Origin of the sequence: Streptomyces sp. NPDC101234 (genome assembly GCF_044767525.1) — a bacterium.
Taxonomy (GTDB): Bacteria; Actinomycetota; Actinomycetes; order Streptomycetales; family Streptomycetaceae; genus Streptomyces; species Streptomyces sasae.
In genome coordinates, this window is the sequence record NZ_JBIWOA010000042.1 from 61728 (window position 1) to 76198 (window position 14471).

Consider the following 14471-nt stretch of genomic DNA (forward strand, 5'->3'; position numbering starts at 1 on the left):
ACAGACCCCGCCCCGGCTCCGAGAATGGAACTGCCGGCGCGCAGTCACCGGCGGCGCCTGCCACCGGCCGTTCCGTGCGGTGCTCCCGCGTCGCCGAGGAGGCCGCCATGACCATCCGGATCGCCACCTTCAACATGGAGAACCTCTTCCGCCGGCCCGCTGCCTTCCGTCTGGAGAATCCGGCGGACCGCGATCAAGTCCTGGCCGACTTCGCCAAGTTGGTCGCCGTCCTCGACAAGCCGACATACACGGACACCGACAAGGCGGAGATCTTCCGGATCGTCACGGCGTACCGCGCGTACGAGATCTACGACCCGAAGCACCCCGACCCGAAGGGGCCGCCGCCGATCGTCATCAACCAGTCCCGCCCGGGGAAGCGCACCGGGCTCTTCGACACGGCCAGGCCGCCGAAGACCCCCCAGGACATCACCGCCACCGGCCGGGGCTCGTGGACCGGCTGGGCCGAACTGGGGCAGGACGACCTCGACATGACCATGGTGCGGAACACCGGCCGGGTGGTCGCGGAGGTCGACGCGGACATCATGCTGACGGTGGAGGTCGAGGACCGGCTCACTCTGGAGCGCTTCAACAACGACGTCCTCGTGGAGGCGCTGGGCAGACGGCCCTACCCGTACAACCTGCTGATCGACGGCAACGACCCCCGGGGCATCGACATCGGGATCCTCAGCAAGCATCCGATCACTTCGGTCAGGTCCCACATCTTCGACACCGACCCCGACCACCCCGCCGACCGGCTGTTCAGCCGGGACTGCCCCGAGTTCGAGATCCAGCTCGACGGATCGCCGCTGGTGATCCTCGGCAACCACCTGAAGAGCAAGTACCTGGACGACCCGGAGCTGCGGCTGGCGCAGGCGAAGCGGGTCGCGGAGATCTACCGGGCGGCGGCCGAACGCACCCCGCACGTCCTGGTCGCCGGGGACCTCAACGATGACCCGGAGAGCGACGCGCTCGCGCAGTTGCTGGCCACCGGTCTGCGCGACGTGATGAGCCACCCCTCCTACCACGGGGAGCCCGGCACCCATGAGCCGTGCACCCGGCCCCAGGACAAGATCGACTACCTGCTGCTCCCGCCACCGCTGTGGCACGAGGTGCAGCACGTGGGCCTGGAGACCCGCGGCATCTTCGCGCCCGGCATCAAGTCCTTCGACACGGTGAAGTCGAAACTGACGGAGGCCTCCGACCACGCGGCGCTGTTCGTGGACCTGGACCTGTAAACACCGGTTCCCCGTGCCCCTCAGGGGCACGGGGCCGGTATTGAACTCAAACGCCTAGCACCCGATGAGACGCCCCGCGAGGTAGCCCTCGATCTGGTCCAGCGAGACCCGCTCCTGCTTCATCGAGTCGCGCTCGCGCACCGTGACCGCGTTGTCCTCGAGCGTGTCGAAGTCGACGGTCACGCAGTACGGCGTACCGATCTCGTCCTGGCGGCGGTAGCGGCGCCCGATCGCACCGGCGTCGTCGAACTCGATGTTCCAGTTCTGCCGCAGCGCCTGGGCGAGCCCCTTGGCCTTCGGGGACAGGTCGGCGTTACGGGACAGCGGAAGGACCGCGACCTTCACGGGAGCCAGGCGGTGGTCCAGGCGCAGCACCGTGCGCTTCTCCAGCTTGCCCTTGGCGTTCGGCGCCTCGTCCTCGACGTACGCGTCCAGCAGGAACGCGAGCATCGCACGGCCGACACCGGCGGCCGGCTCGATGACGTACGGCGTCCAGCGCTCCTGGGCCTCCTGGTCGAAGTAGGAGAGGTCCTGGCCGGAGGCCTTGGAGTGGGCGTTCAGGTCGTAGTCGGTGCGGTTGGCGACACCCTCCAGCTCGCCCCACTCGTTGCCGCCGAACTGGAAGCGGTACTCGATGTCAGCGGTGCGCTTGGAGTAGTGGGAGAGCTTCTCCTTCGGGTGCTCGAACCACCGCATGTTCTCCTCGCGCAGGCCCAGGCCGGTGTACCAGTTCCAGCGCTGCTCCATCCAGTACTCCTGCCACTTCTCGTCCTCGCCCGGCTTGACGAAGAACTCCATCTCCATCTGCTCGAACTCGCGGGTGCGGAAGATGAAGTTGCCGGGCGTGATCTCGTTGCGGAAGGACTTGCCCATCTGCGCGATGCCGAACGGCGGCTTGCGGCGCGAGGCGATCTGCACCTGGGCGAAGTTGGTGAAGATGCCCTGGGCCGTCTCGGGACGCAGGTAGGCGACGGAGCCGCTGTCCTGGGTCGGGCCGAGGTGGGTGGAGAGCAGACCCGAGAACTGCTTGGGCTCGGTGAACTGGCCCTTGTTGCCGCAGTTCGGGCAGTTCACGTCCGCCAGGCCGTTCTCCGGGAGGCGGCCGTGCTTGGCCTCGTAGTGCTCCTCCAGGTGGTCCGCGCGGAACCGCTTGTGGCAGGCGGTGCACTCGGTCAGCGGGTCCGTGAAGGTGGCGACGTGGCCGGAGGCCACCCAGACCTCCGGGGCCAGGATCACGGACGAGTCGAGACCGACCACGTCCTCGCGCGACGTCACCATGTAGCGCCACCACTGGCGCTTCAGGTTCTCCTTGAGCTCGACACCCAGCGGCCCGTAGTCCCAGGCGGCCTTCTGGCCACCGTAGATCTCACTGCAAGGGAATACGAAGCCACGGCGCTTGCTCAGGCTGACGATGGTGTCGATCTTGTCGGCGGCCACGGTGCTCTCTTCATTACGACGACGGGCGACGAAGCGGCTCCTCGAAGGTGTCTGTCGGAGCGTGCTTCAGAGCGAATGCCTCAGGTTACCGGCGGGGGATCCCCCTCGACCAAATCGGTATCGCTTACCGGCCTCTCACCCAGGCTTGTTGACAACGGTTTCCATGTTTGTTGAAAATGACTCTCATGAACGTACGACGCCGCCTCATACCCGCGGCCACCGCGGCCACCGTCACCGCACTCGGCATGGCGACCCTCACTGCCTGCGGCGGCGACGCCACGGCGGCCCGGACCGGCAAGTTCGACGTCGTCGCGTCGTTCTATCCGATGGCCTTCCTCGCCGACCGGATCGGCGGCAGCCACGTCCACGTCACCAGTCTCACATCGCCCGGCCAGGAACCGCACGACCTGGAGATCAGCCCCAAACAGATCGTCCAGATCGAGAAGTCCGACGCGGTCGTCTACCTCAAGAACCTCCAGCCCTCCGTCGACGACGCGGTCGCCCAGTCGTCCGTCGGGACGAAGGTCGACGCGGCCTCCCTGACCACGCTGGAGCAGCACGGCAACGAGGTCGGCGGGCACGCGGCCTCGCACGACACCTCCAAGAACGAGGAGCTGACCGGCCTCGACCCGCACATCTGGCTGGACCCGGTGCGCTACGCCCAGGTCGCCGAGGGTGTCGGCAAGGCCTTCGAGAAGGCCGACCCGAAGCACGCCGCCGACTACCGGAAGAACACCGCGGCCCTGGTCAAGAAGCTGGACGACCTGAACACGCAGTTCAAGGACGGCCTCGCGAACACCAAGACCAAGGTCTTCATCACCACCCACGCCGCCTTCGGCTACCTCGCCGAGCGCTACGGCCTGACCGAGGAGGCCATCAACGGCCTCGACCCCGAGTCGGAGCCGAGCGCGGCCCGCGTGAAGGACCTGGAGACCATGTCCAAGGCCGACGGCGTCACCACCGTGTTCTACGAGACGCTCGTCAGCGACAAGACCGCCAAGACCATCGCCGCCGACGCCGGACTGAAGACGGACGTCCTCGACCCGATCGAGGGCATCACCGCCAAGTCCCGCGGCAGGGACTACTTCGCGGTCCAGGAAGCCAACCTCAAGACGCTCCAGCAGGCGCTGGGCACCAAATGACGGGAGACGAGATGACCGGCGAGCCCGTCATATCCCTGCGCGGGGTCACCGCCGAACTGGGCTCACGCCCGGTCCTGCGCGGTATCGACCTGACCGTGCACCGCGGCGAGGTCGTCGCGCTGCTCGGCGCGAACGGCTCCGGCAAGTCCACCGCGATCCGCACGATCGTCGGCCAGGTGCCGGTGAGCGGCGGCGAGATATCCCTGTTCGGCACCCCGCGCCGGGCCTTCCGCGACTGGTCCCGGATCGGCTACGTCCCGCAGCGCACCACCGCCGCGGGCGGCGTCCCCGCCACCGTCACCGAGGTCGTCTCCTCCGGCCGGCTCTCCCGCACCCGCTTCGGCCGCTTCCGCAAGGCCGACCACGCGGCCGTACGGCACGCCCTCGGCCTGGTCGGCATGGCGGACCGGGCCAAGGACAACGTCGAGGCGCTCTCCGGCGGCCAGCACCAGCGGGTGCTGATCGCCCGCGCCCTGGTCGCCGAACCCGAGCTGCTGATCATGGACGAGCCGATGGCGGGCGTCGACCTGGCCAGCCAGGAGATCCTCGCGCACACGCTCCGCGAGCAGGTCGCACAGGGCACCACGGTCCTCCTCGTCCTGCACGAACTGGGCCCGCTGGAGCCCCTGATCGACCGCGCGGTCGTGCTCCGCGACGGCTGTGTCCTGCACGACGGCCCGCCACCGCGCGCCGTCGGCCAGCACGCCCTGCCCGGCCACGACCACGTCCACCCCCATGACGAGCACACACCACTGCGCACGGGACTGCTGAGCTGATGGACTTCCTGAACTACGCCTTCATGCAGCGGGCCCTGCTCGCCGCCGTCCTGGTCGGCATCACCGCCCCCGCCGTCGGCATCTACCTGGTCCAACGCCGCCAGGCCCTGATGGGCGACGGCATCGGCCACGTCGCCATGACGGGCGTCGGCCTCGGCTTCCTGCTCTCCACGTCCCCCGTCTGGATGGCGACGGCGGTGTCGGTGCTGGGTGCCGTCGTCATGGAACTGATCCGCTGGTACGGCCGTACCCGCGGCGACATCGCCCTCGCGATGCTCTTCTACGGCGGTATGGCCGGCGGTGTCATGCTGATCAACCTCGCGCCGGGCGGCTCCAACGCCAACCTGATGTCGTACCTGTTCGGCTCGCTGTCGACGGTGTCGGAGTCCGACGTGACCGCGATCTGCCTGCTGGCCGCCTTCGTCCTTCTGGTCACCCTCGGTCTGCGCCGGCAGCTGTTCGCCGTCAGCCAGGACGAGGAGTTCGCCCGGGTGACCGGCCTGCCGGTACGCGCGCTGAACCTGCTCACGGCGATCACCGCGGCGGTGACCGTGACGGTCGCGATGCGCGTGGTGGGCCTCCTGCTGGTCTCGGCCCTGATGGTCGTCCCCGTCGCCGCCGCCCAGCAGCTGAGCCGCAGCTTCGCCGCCACCTTCGCGATCGCCGTGGCCATCGGTGTGACGGTGACGATCGGGGGCACGATCACGTCGTACTACCAGTACGTACCGCCGGGCGCGACAATCGTGCTGCTGACCATCGCCGCGTTCATCGCGCTGAGCGTGCTGGCCGCGCCGCTGGCCCGCCGACGCGCCCGCGCGGCCGCCGCGGGGCGGCCCGCCGGGGACCCGGCGGAGTGCGCGATTCCGGCCACGCGGGAGGCCGCGGACGAGGTCGGCGTCTGACCGCCCTCAGCCCGGGCTGGCACAATGGCCCGGCAGAAGCAGTGACGTGAGGAGGCAACCGGTGACGACCGCTGGACCGCCCGTGAAGGGCCGCTCGACCCGCCAGCGGGCAGCCGTGGCGGCGTGCCTGGACGAGGTCGAGGAGTTCCGCAGCGCGCAGGAACTGCACGACATGCTCAAGCACAAGGGTGACTCGGTGGGCCTCACCACGGTGTACCGCACGCTGCAGTCACTGGCCGACGCCGGCGAGGTCGACGTGCTGCGCACGTCCGAGGGCGAGTCGGTGTACCGGCGGTGCTCCACGGGGGAGCACCACCATCACCTGGTCTGCCGGGTGTGCGGCAAGGCCGTGGAGGTCGAGGGCCCGGCCGTCGAGAAGTGGGCGGAGGCCATCGCCGCGGAGCACGGGTACGTGAATGTGGCGCACACCGTGGAGATCTTCGGCACGTGTGCGGACTGTGCGGGGTGCGCCGCGGGGTGAGCCGACTTTCGGCCGCGGGCCCGGTGGGGGCTGTGGGAGGCACCCGGCCAGCGCCGGTGAGCGTCCCCACCCCCGCCAGCCCCAGTCCGGCTCAGCTTCGTCCGAAGCAACGCTCCAGCTCGTTCAGGTCGTAGAACTTGCTGCCCTTGGAAGTGGGCTTGCAGCCTGCCTTGAAGGGGATCTCCTTCTCGTTGTGGAGCATCCGCACCAAGTAGTCGTCGCCCTTCTTGAAGACGTCCCACTGGATGTTGGAGGCGAGGGAGGCGACTTCGGCGCCGCGCCAGGAGTTGTCGGCGTAGGTGTAGTCGACGCCGGGGGCGGCGGGCTGCTCGCTGCCGGGCAGTCGCATCAGCGCCGCCAGCGGGATGAGCTCCTCGGCGTGGGTGAAGCGGAGTTCCGCGCCCAGCGTGCTGGTGCCGGCCCGCTTGGCCTCGACCTGCTTGAAGAGGTCGTCGAGGAGGACGCCCGCCATCTTGTAGGTGATGTCGCTGTCGGAGAAGCTCGGGCCCTTCTCGTAGAAGTCCTCGGCGTCGCTGAGGTAGCCGAACCAGGCCGCGTCGCGCGGGGCGAGGTAGCGGTCGAAGTCCCAGCCCTTGCCGTCCGGGCTCTCCTCGCTCATCGCGGGCGCGATGGCGTAGAGGTTGTAGACGGCGGTGGCGGCGGTGATGTCGTCGGCGGTGGCGGCGAACTCGCCGTTCACGATGCGCTGGACGAACGCCGGCTCGAAGATCCTGCCGAGGACCCGGGCGGCCGCCCGGTGCGTGGCCGGCTGGTCGGTGACCGACTTGAGGGTGACGGCGAGACGTTCGTCGTTCGCCAGCCACTTCTGGTAGTCGGCGCCGCCGGCCGACTTGTGGAAGTAGAGCAGGTTCTTGTCGACGCGGGCGGTGCCCAGCGAGGCCTTCAGCGCGGGGTCGGCGTCGGTGAGGGCGGTGGAGAAGACCGTGCCGCTGTCGACCGCGCGGCCCTGGCCGGAGCTGACGACGTCGATCTTCTCGCCGTTCGCCGCTATGGAGGAGAAGAGCTGCGGGAGTCGCTTCTCCAGGCGGACGGCGGTGGCGCGGAGTTCGTCCTTGCCGCGGCCGCTGAGGTTGCCGTATCCGACCGTGCTCATGGCCGCTTCGAGGGCCCGCGCATCCGGGCCGAACTTCTCGCCGAGCGGGGTGAGTTGGCGGTCGGCCTGCGCCTGGTTCCAGAGCGCGAGGGCCGTGTCGCCGTCCTCGCCGTCGGTCGCGGAGCGGGAGCCGTGCCGGGAGACGTTCTCGGTGAAGACGGCGGTGTAACCGGCCGGCGGCTGCTGGTAGGTGCGCGGGTTCTGCCCGAGGGCATAGACGGCCTTGGTGCCGTAGCTGTCGCGGTGGGCGAACCCGGTGTCCGTGGCGTGCGCGGGGAGCGCGGTGAGGAGCAGGGCGCCGAGGGTGAGGACGGGGATGACGCGCTTCATGAGGACCGCTCCAGGGACGGGAGACCGGGGGTGGCCGGGGATGGATCTTCCGCATCCTCGGCGGCCCTCATGAACGGCGGATGGCCGTCAGATGCCCGTCGGGTCCTCTTCCGTACGGCCCTCCATGGCCAGCAGTTCCTCGTTGGGGATCGCCCCGCCGAACCGCCGGTCCCGGGAGGCGAATTCGAGGCACGCCCGCCACAGGTCACGGCGGTCGAAGTCGGGCCACAGCACGTCCTGGAAGACCATCTCGGCGTAGGCGCTCTGCCAGATCAGGTAGTTGGAGGTGCGCTGCTCGCCGCTGGGCCGCAGGAACATGTCCACGTCCGGCATGTCCCCGTAGTACATGTGCTTCTGCAGGGTCTTCTCGGTGATCTTCGACGGGTCGAGGCGGCCCGCCTTCACCTCCTCGGCGATCGCCTGCACCGCGTCGGTGATCTCGGCACGGCCGCCGTAGTTCATGCAGAAGTACAGGGTGAGCCGGTCGTTGTCCTTGGTCTGCTCCTGGGCGACCTGCAGCTCCTTGGCGACCGACTTCCACAGCCGGGGCATCCGGCCCGCCCAGCGCACCCGGACGCCGAGCCCGTCGAGCTGGTCGCGGGACTTGCGGATGAAGTCGCGGTTGAAGTTCATCAGGAAGCGGACCTCTTCGGGCGAGCGCTTCCAGTTCTCGGTGGAGAAGGCGTACAGCGAGATGTTGCGGACGCCGATCTCGATCGCGCCCTGCAGCACGTCCAGCACCTGCTCGGCGCCGACCTTGTGGCCCTCGGTGCGCTGCAGCCCGCGCTCCTTCGCCCAGCGGCCGTTGCCGTCCATGACGATGGCCACATGGCCCGGGACCAGCTCGCCCGGGAGCTTCGGCGGGCGGGCGCCGGACGGGTGCGGCTCCGGTGCCTGGTACTCACGCCGCTGGCGCCCCAGGATCCCGCGTACGACCATGTGCTTCTCGTCTCCCTCTAGCTCTTCTCTACATACCTGAGCGAGCGCAGCCCGCGCTCCAGATGCCAGTGCAGATAGGCGGACACCAGCCCGCTGCCCTCCCGGACGTACCGTGCCTCGGCCGCGTCCGCCGTCTCCCAGTCTCCCGTAAGCAGCGCGCCGAGCAGGACCAGGGTCTGCGGCGAGGGTACGACGCTGCCGGGCACCCGGCAGTCGACGCAGACGCTGCCGCCGGAGCCGACCGAGAAGAAACGGTTCGGGCCGGGCATTCCGCACTTGGCGCAGGCGTCGAAGCTGGGCGCGTAGCCGTTGACGGCCAGGGAGCGCAGGAGGAAGGCGTCGAGGACGAGGTGGGGGGCGTGCTCGCCCCGGGCGAGCGTCCTGAGCGCGCCCACCAGCAGCAGGTACTGCTGCACGGCCGGCTCGCCCTCGTGGTCGGTGAACCGCTCGGCGGTCTCCAGCATGGCGGTCCCGGCGGTGTACCGGGCGTAGTCGGCGACGATCCCGCCGCCGTACGGCGCGATGGTCTCGCTCTGGGTGCACAGCGGCAGCCCGCGCCCGATCAGCTCGCTCCCGCGCGCGAAGAACTGCACGTCGACATGGGAGAAGGGTTCGAGGCGGGCCCCGAACTTGGACTTGGTCCGCCGGACGCCCCGGGCGACGGCCCGCACCCGGCCGTGCCCCCGCGTGAGCAGCGTGATGATCCGGTCCGCTTCACCCAGCTTCTGGGTGCGCAGCACGATGCCGTCGTCGCGGAACAGGCTCATGGCCCCATTCTGCCCTGCCGCGGAAGGGGGCCGTTCCGGAACGGAACCTTCAAGGGACCTCGCCCCGGCTGCGGGCGTCGGCGTGGGCGGCGGCCGCGCCGATCCGTTCGGCCTGGGTCGCGGCGCGGACGGCGTCCGGGTGGGCGTCCCACTCCCGTCCTCCCCCGTACGGCCGCAGCTGCACGTAGGGGCCTTCGTGCCCCATGACGATGCCCAGCCGCCCGGTGCGGGTGTCGACGGCACAGGAGCCGATGGGCAGGTTCTTCGCGTTCACCTCACCTGGCTCCCCCGCCACTGGAAGTTTCACGCTTCGCATCACCGAGGTGGCGCTGCGTGCCTAGACTCGGCCGGAGTCTGTCCCTGCCGCGCCCTGTCCCGCCGCCCTGTCCCGCCGTCCGGGCCCGTCGCCGCGATGGCGGTCGACCCCGTGGCCCCTACAACAGGCCCGCCCCCGCCAGGAACTTTCCGACGCACTCGATCTCCGCCTCCGACAGCGGCACCTGGGGCTCGGCCGTGGCGGGACATTCGATGATCCCGCGCAGGTACAGCGCCGCCTTGAACGCGCCGAGCGCCGCCGAACTGCCGCCCATCCGGGCCGGGTCGCCGACGCCGGTCATCCGGAAGAGGGCGCACAGCCGCTCCTGTTCCACCCGGGCCCGGTCCCGGTCGCCGGTGCGGCAGAGGCGATGGAGGCGGACGTAACCGTCCGGGTCGACGTTGGCGAGACCCGGCACCACCCCGTCGGCGCCCAGCGCGAGAGCCGAGTCGGCCGTCAACTCGGAGCCCGTCAGCGCGCTGAAGCCGGGCAGCGAACGGGTGCCCGTGACGACCTCTCGGAAGCCCGCCAGGTCGCCGCTGGAGTCCTTCAGCCCGGCCAGCACTCCGTCGGCGGCCAGTTCGAGCACCAGGCCGGCGGGGAGCTTGGTGTGGACGGCGACCGGGATGTCGTAGGCGATCACGGGGACGGGCGACCGGCCGGCGACCAGCCGGAAGTGGCGGGCGATCTCCGCGGGGTGGGTGCGGGTGTAGAAGGGCGCGGTGACGACGATGCCGTCCGCGCCGGCGGCGGTGACGGCCGCGACATGGTCCAGGACCCGGGGCGTCGTCATGTCGATCACCCCCGCCAGGACCGGGAGCCGGCCGGCCGTCTGGGACACCACCGTCTCCGTGACCAGCCTGCGCTGCCGGTCCGTCAGGTACGCGGCCTCCGAGGTCGAGCCGAGCACGAACAGGCCGTCCACCCCGGCCGCCGTCAGATGGTCGACGAGCCTGCGCAGGGAGAGGACGTCCACCTCGCGGTCCGGTGTCAGGGGCGTGCAGACGGGCGGTACGACTCCGGTCAGCGGGGTGGGCAGGGTCATCACGGCTCCCGGGGCAGGCTGCGGCTCGGCTGGTCCTCCTCCACAGGATGAACAGGGTGGTGACAGCGGTAGCGGTGACCGGGCCGTGACGCGGCCGTGAAGTCAGGCATGCGGAGGGCACACTCGTCGTCCGCCCGCCAGCAGCGGGTGCGGAACGGGCACCCGGACGGCGGGCGGGTGGCCGAGGGGACCGGGCCGGTCAGGGGGATGGGGTCGACGGGGTTCAGCAGGCCGGGAGTGGCCGAGAACAGGGCCCGGGTGTACGGGTGCCGGGCCTGGCCGGAGGTCTCGGCGGCCGGGGTCTCCTCGACGATCCGGCCCAGGTACATGGTGATCACCCGGTCGCTCATCCGCCGTACCGTCTGGATGTCGTGGGAGACGAAGACCAGCGCGAGGCCCAGGCGTTCGCGCAGGTCGAGGAGGAGGTTCAGGATCTGGGCGCGGACCGAGACGTCCAGCGCGCTGGTCGGTTCGTCCGCCACCACCAGGTCGGGGTCGAGCGCCAGTGCGCGGGCGATCGCGACACGCTGGCGCTGGCCGCCGGAGAGCTGACCGGGCAGGGCCTCGGCGAGCGCCCTCGGCAGGCCGACCAGACCCATCAACTCCCGTACCCGGTCCTCCCGTTCGGCCCTGGTGCCGCGCTCGTGGACGTCCAGCGGGTCGCGCAGGATCCGGCGTACGGGCAGCCGGCGGTTCAGGGCCGTCGACGGGTCCTGGAAGACCAGGCCGGTGCTCGCGCCGACCGTGGACCGGCGCTCGGCCGCCGGCATCGACCACAGGTCCCGGCCGTGGAAGGTGACCGTGCCGGCGGTGGGCCGCTGGATGCCCACGAGGACCTTCGCCAGCGTCGACTTCCCGCACCCCGACTCGCCGACGACCCCGACCGTCTCACCGGCCGCCACGGTGAGGTCGGCGCCGGTCAGGGCGTACACCCGGTCCCGGCCGAACAGGCCCGAGCCGCGGGCCTTGTGGACCACGTGCACGCCGGACAGTTCCACCGCGCTCATGTCACGGCCTCCGTGCTCGCCGGGTCGACGGCCGGGTGGTGGCAGGCCGCGGTGTGGGTACGGGTGCCGACGAGGTCCGGTGGTGTCGTACGGCAGACCTCGGTCGCCGCGGGGCAGCGGTCGCTGAACCGGCACCCGGCCGGGAAGTCCGCCGGGGACGGCACCACGCCCCGGATCTGGGTCAGCCGCTCGGCCCCCGACTCCAGCGACAGCACGCTGCCGAGGAGGCCGCGCGTGTAGTGGTGGGTGGGGGCGGCGACCAGTTCGGCGGTGACGCCGGTCTCGACGATCCGGCCGCCGTACATCACCACGACCCGGTCGGTGACGTCGGCGACCAGGGCGAGGTCGTGGGAGACGAGGATCAGCGCGAAGCCGAGTTCCTCGCGGAGGCGGAGGAGGAGTTCCATCACCTGGGCCTGGACGGTGACGTCCAGAGCGGTGGTGGGTTCGTCGGCGATGATCAGGCGGGGGTCGCGGGAGAGGGCCATCGCGATCAGGACGCGCTGGCGTTGGCCGCCGGAGAGTTCGTGGGGGTAGCGGCGGAGCGTGCCGCCGGGGTCCAGGCCGACGAGGGCGAGGAGTTCGGCGGGGGTGTGGTGGCCGCCGCGTCGTGTGAGTTGCCTGAGCTGGGCGTTGACGGTCATGGAGGGGTTGAGGGAGGACAGGGCGTCCTGGTAGACCATCGCGATCTCGTGGCCCAGGAGGCGGCGGTGGGGGGTGGTGAGGTCCGTGGGCGGCTGCGGGTGGGTGGGGGCTGGTCGCGCCGGCGCGGCGGTAGCCGCATATTCGACACTGCCCCGCGCCCCTGACGGGGCGAACCAGATCTGCCCGCTGATCCGTGCCGTCTTCGGCTGCAGGCCCGTGATCGTCAGTGCGGTCAGGGATTTGCCGCAGCCCGACTCCCCCACCAGGCCCAGGACTTCGCCCGGGTGGATGTCGAAGCCGATACCGTCGACGATGTTCACGCCCCGGTGGCGGTCCGGGAAGGCGATCGTGAGGTTCTGCACGGACAGGACCGGCGGTCCCTCCCGGGAGGGCAGTGGGCGGGCCCTGGCTCGGAGCCGCTCCCCCGCCTCCGTCAGGCCCGGCAGTTCCAGGACCTCTCCCGGCTCGACGGCCTCCATGGGATCGGCCCCTGTCGGTTCCACTCCCCTCGGTGCCGGTGCCGCCCACGCGTCCGAGACGCCCTCGGAGAGGATGTTCAGGGAGAGGACGGTGAGGAGGATCAGCAGGCCGGGGAAGACCGTCGCCCACCAGCCTCCCGTCAGCACCATGTTCCTGCCGTCCGCGATGACGCTGCCCCAGGACGGGTCCGGGGGCCGGACGCCCGCGCCGATGAAGGACAGGGACGCCTCGAAGACGATGGCCTCGGCGACCTGGACCGTGCAGAAGACCAGGACGGGGGCGAGACAGTTGACCGCCACGTGGCGTACGACGATGTGCGGGGTACGGGCGCCGATCACGCGTTCCGCCGTGACGTAGTCCTCGCCGTACTGGTCGAGGACGTTCGCGCGGACGACCCTTGCCACCGGCGGGGTGAACAGGAAGGCGATCGCGCAGATCAGGACGGTGATGCCGCCGCCGAAGACGGCGACCAGCACGGCGGCGAGCGCGATGCCGGGGAACGCCATCACCACGTCCAGGCAGCGCATCAGCGACTCGTCGACGGCCTTGCGGGAGGTGGCGGCCAGGGCCCCGAGGAGCGCCCCGGCGAGCAGGGCGAGGCCGGTCGCGCCGAGGCCGATGGCGAGGGACCAGCGGGCGCCGTACATCAGCCGGCTGAGGATGTCCCGGCCGAGGCTGTCCTGGCCCATCCAGTGGTCCGCGGAGGGGTGCCCGGTGCCGTCGGCGGGGGTCTGCTGCGCGAGCGGGTCGTCGGGGGCGATCAGGGGGGCGAACACCGCCACCAGGACGACCAGGGCCAGGAAGGCGAGGGCCGTCCTCGACAGGGGCGACAGCCTGCGCAGCCGTACGCCCGGACGGGCGAGGGCGGCGGTGCGGGCCGCGCGGGTGGACGTCGTCATGTCGCCTCCCTCAGACGCGGGTTGACCAGCAGACAGAGGATGTCGATGACGAGGTTGACGACGACGAAGCCGGTCGCGGTGGTGAGGACCACGCCCTGGACCACGGCGGGGTCGCCGTTCTGGACGGCGTCGATCATCAGCTTGCCCATGCCGGGCAGGGCGAAGACGGTCTCGATGACGACCGCGCCGCCGAGGAGGTAGCCGACGCGCAGGCCGAGCACGGTCAGGGGGTTCACCAGCGCGTTGCGGAGCACGTTGCGGCCGACCACGACATGGGGTGGCAGGCCGCTGCCGATCGCGGTGCGGACGTAGTCCTTGTCGAGTTCCTCGACCACCGAGGTGCGCACGATCCGGGTGAGCTGGGCGGCCACCGGGAGGGAGAGCGCGAGGGCGGGCAGCGCCATGGTCCTCAGCCAGCCGGTGACGGAGTCCTCCGGGTTGATGTAGCCGCCGGAGGGGAACCAGCCGCGGTCGACGGCGAGGTACTGGATCATCAGCAGGGCGAGCCAGAAGGCCGGGGCGGCGACCCCGACGAGGGAGAGTGCGCGGATGACCTGGTCGGGCCGGCGGTCACGGTGGATGGCCGCCGTCACGCCTCCGAGCAGCGACAGGACGACAGCGATCCCCAGGCCCAGGAAGGTCAGCTGGAGGGTGAGCGGGAGTGCGGTGAGGACCTGGTCGAGGACCGGGGTGCGGGTGAGGGCGCTGGTGCCGAGGTCGCCGTGGAGCAGGTCTCCGACGAAGTGGACGTAGCGGACGGGGAGCGGGTCGAGGAGGCCGTTGCGCTCCCGGAAGGCGTGGAGTTGCTGCGGGGTGGGGTTGGCGCCCTGGAAGAACGCGGACGCCGGGTCGACGTCGGAGAAGCGCATCACCAGGAACACGAACAGGACGATGCCGAGCAGCAGCGGCACCAGCAGGGCGACGCGGCGCAGCAGGATGCGCAGGACGGCGGCCAC

14 protein-coding genes are annotated in these 14471 nt (G+C 70.7%); 5 read left to right on the forward strand and 9 right to left on the reverse strand.

The window, feature by feature from the left end; all coding sequences use genetic code 11:
* Positions 1–107: 107 nt before the first annotated feature.
* Positions 108–1235, forward strand: coding sequence for an endonuclease/exonuclease/phosphatase family protein (locus ACIRR9_RS46735; RefSeq protein ID WP_403765291.1), 1128 nt, complete (start codon positions 108–110; stop codon positions 1233–1235).
* Between the two features lie 54 nt (positions 1236–1289).
* Here the strand turns inward: ACIRR9_RS46735 and ACIRR9_RS46740 are convergent, their stop codons facing one another.
* Positions 1290–2672 (reverse strand): glycine--tRNA ligase, encoded by a 1383-nt coding sequence (locus ACIRR9_RS46740; protein ID WP_403765292.1) that lies wholly within the window; start codon positions 2670–2672, stop codon positions 1290–1292.
* A 185-nt stretch (positions 2673–2857) separates the two neighbouring features.
* Between ACIRR9_RS46740 and ACIRR9_RS46745 the strand changes: the two genes are divergently transcribed.
* The 4 genes from ACIRR9_RS46745 to ACIRR9_RS46760 all read left to right on the forward strand — a co-directional run bounded on the left by ACIRR9_RS46745 (position 2858) and on the right by ACIRR9_RS46760 (position 5973).
* The gene (locus ACIRR9_RS46745; protein ID WP_403765294.1) at positions 2858–3814 is read left to right on the forward strand and encodes a metal ABC transporter substrate-binding protein; all 957 of its coding nucleotides are present in this window, start codon (positions 2858–2860) and stop codon (positions 3812–3814) included.
* Between the two features lie 11 nt (positions 3815–3825).
* Positions 3826–4590: a metal ABC transporter ATP-binding protein gene (locus ACIRR9_RS46750; RefSeq protein WP_403765295.1), complete on the forward strand. Its 765-nt coding sequence runs from the start codon at positions 3826–3828 to the stop codon at positions 4588–4590.
* Positions 4590–5492 (forward strand): metal ABC transporter permease, encoded by a 903-nt coding sequence (locus tag ACIRR9_RS46755; RefSeq protein ID WP_384575571.1) that lies wholly within the window; start codon positions 4590–4592, stop codon positions 5490–5492. Before ACIRR9_RS46750 ends, ACIRR9_RS46755 begins: the two co-directional genes overlap by 1 nt.
* Before the next feature lie 61 nt (positions 5493–5553).
* Positions 5554–5973 (forward strand): Fur family transcriptional regulator, encoded by a 420-nt coding sequence (locus tag ACIRR9_RS46760; protein ID WP_123977101.1) that lies wholly within the window; start codon positions 5554–5556, stop codon positions 5971–5973.
* Positions 5974–6064: 91 nt separating this feature from the next.
* Here ACIRR9_RS46760 and ACIRR9_RS46765 read toward each other — a convergent pair whose 3' ends face one another.
* From ACIRR9_RS46765 to ACIRR9_RS46800, 8 genes are all read right to left on the reverse strand, one after another.
* Entirely contained in the window at positions 6065–7417 is a 1353-nt protein-coding gene (locus tag ACIRR9_RS46765) for a histidine-type phosphatase (RefSeq protein ID WP_403765298.1), read from the reverse strand.
* An 87-nt stretch (positions 7418–7504) separates the two neighbouring features.
* Positions 7505–8356 (reverse strand): isoprenyl transferase, encoded by an 852-nt coding sequence (locus tag ACIRR9_RS46770; protein WP_403765300.1) that lies wholly within the window; start codon positions 8354–8356, stop codon positions 7505–7507.
* A 17-nt stretch (positions 8357–8373) separates the two neighbouring features.
* Positions 8374–9123, reverse strand: coding sequence for a DNA repair protein RecO (recO, locus tag ACIRR9_RS46775; RefSeq protein ID WP_123977099.1), 750 nt, complete (start codon positions 9121–9123; stop codon positions 8374–8376).
* A 49-nt stretch (positions 9124–9172) separates the two neighbouring features.
* Positions 9173–9397: a hypothetical protein gene (locus ACIRR9_RS46780; RefSeq protein ID WP_365351314.1), complete on the reverse strand. Its 225-nt coding sequence runs from the start codon at positions 9395–9397 to the stop codon at positions 9173–9175.
* 160 nt (positions 9398–9557) lie between these two features.
* Positions 9558–10484: a dihydrodipicolinate synthase family protein gene (locus tag ACIRR9_RS46785; protein WP_403765302.1), complete on the reverse strand. Its 927-nt coding sequence runs from the start codon at positions 10482–10484 to the stop codon at positions 9558–9560.
* Positions 10484–11491 carry an ABC transporter ATP-binding protein gene (locus ACIRR9_RS46790; protein WP_365351295.1) on the reverse strand — a complete coding sequence of 336 codons (1008 nt, stop codon included), beginning with the start codon at positions 11489–11491 and terminating at the stop codon, positions 10484–10486. The genes ACIRR9_RS46785 and ACIRR9_RS46790 overlap by 1 nt, the downstream gene beginning before the upstream one ends.
* Positions 11488–13515 (reverse strand): dipeptide/oligopeptide/nickel ABC transporter permease/ATP-binding protein, encoded by a 2028-nt coding sequence (locus ACIRR9_RS46795; protein ID WP_403765304.1) that lies wholly within the window; start codon positions 13513–13515, stop codon positions 11488–11490. Before ACIRR9_RS46795 ends, ACIRR9_RS46790 begins: the two co-directional genes overlap by 4 nt.
* Positions 13512–14471 carry an ABC transporter permease gene (locus ACIRR9_RS46800; RefSeq protein ID WP_403765306.1) on the reverse strand — a complete coding sequence of 320 codons (960 nt, stop codon included), beginning with the start codon at positions 14469–14471 and terminating at the stop codon, positions 13512–13514. Before ACIRR9_RS46800 ends, ACIRR9_RS46795 begins: the two co-directional genes overlap by 4 nt.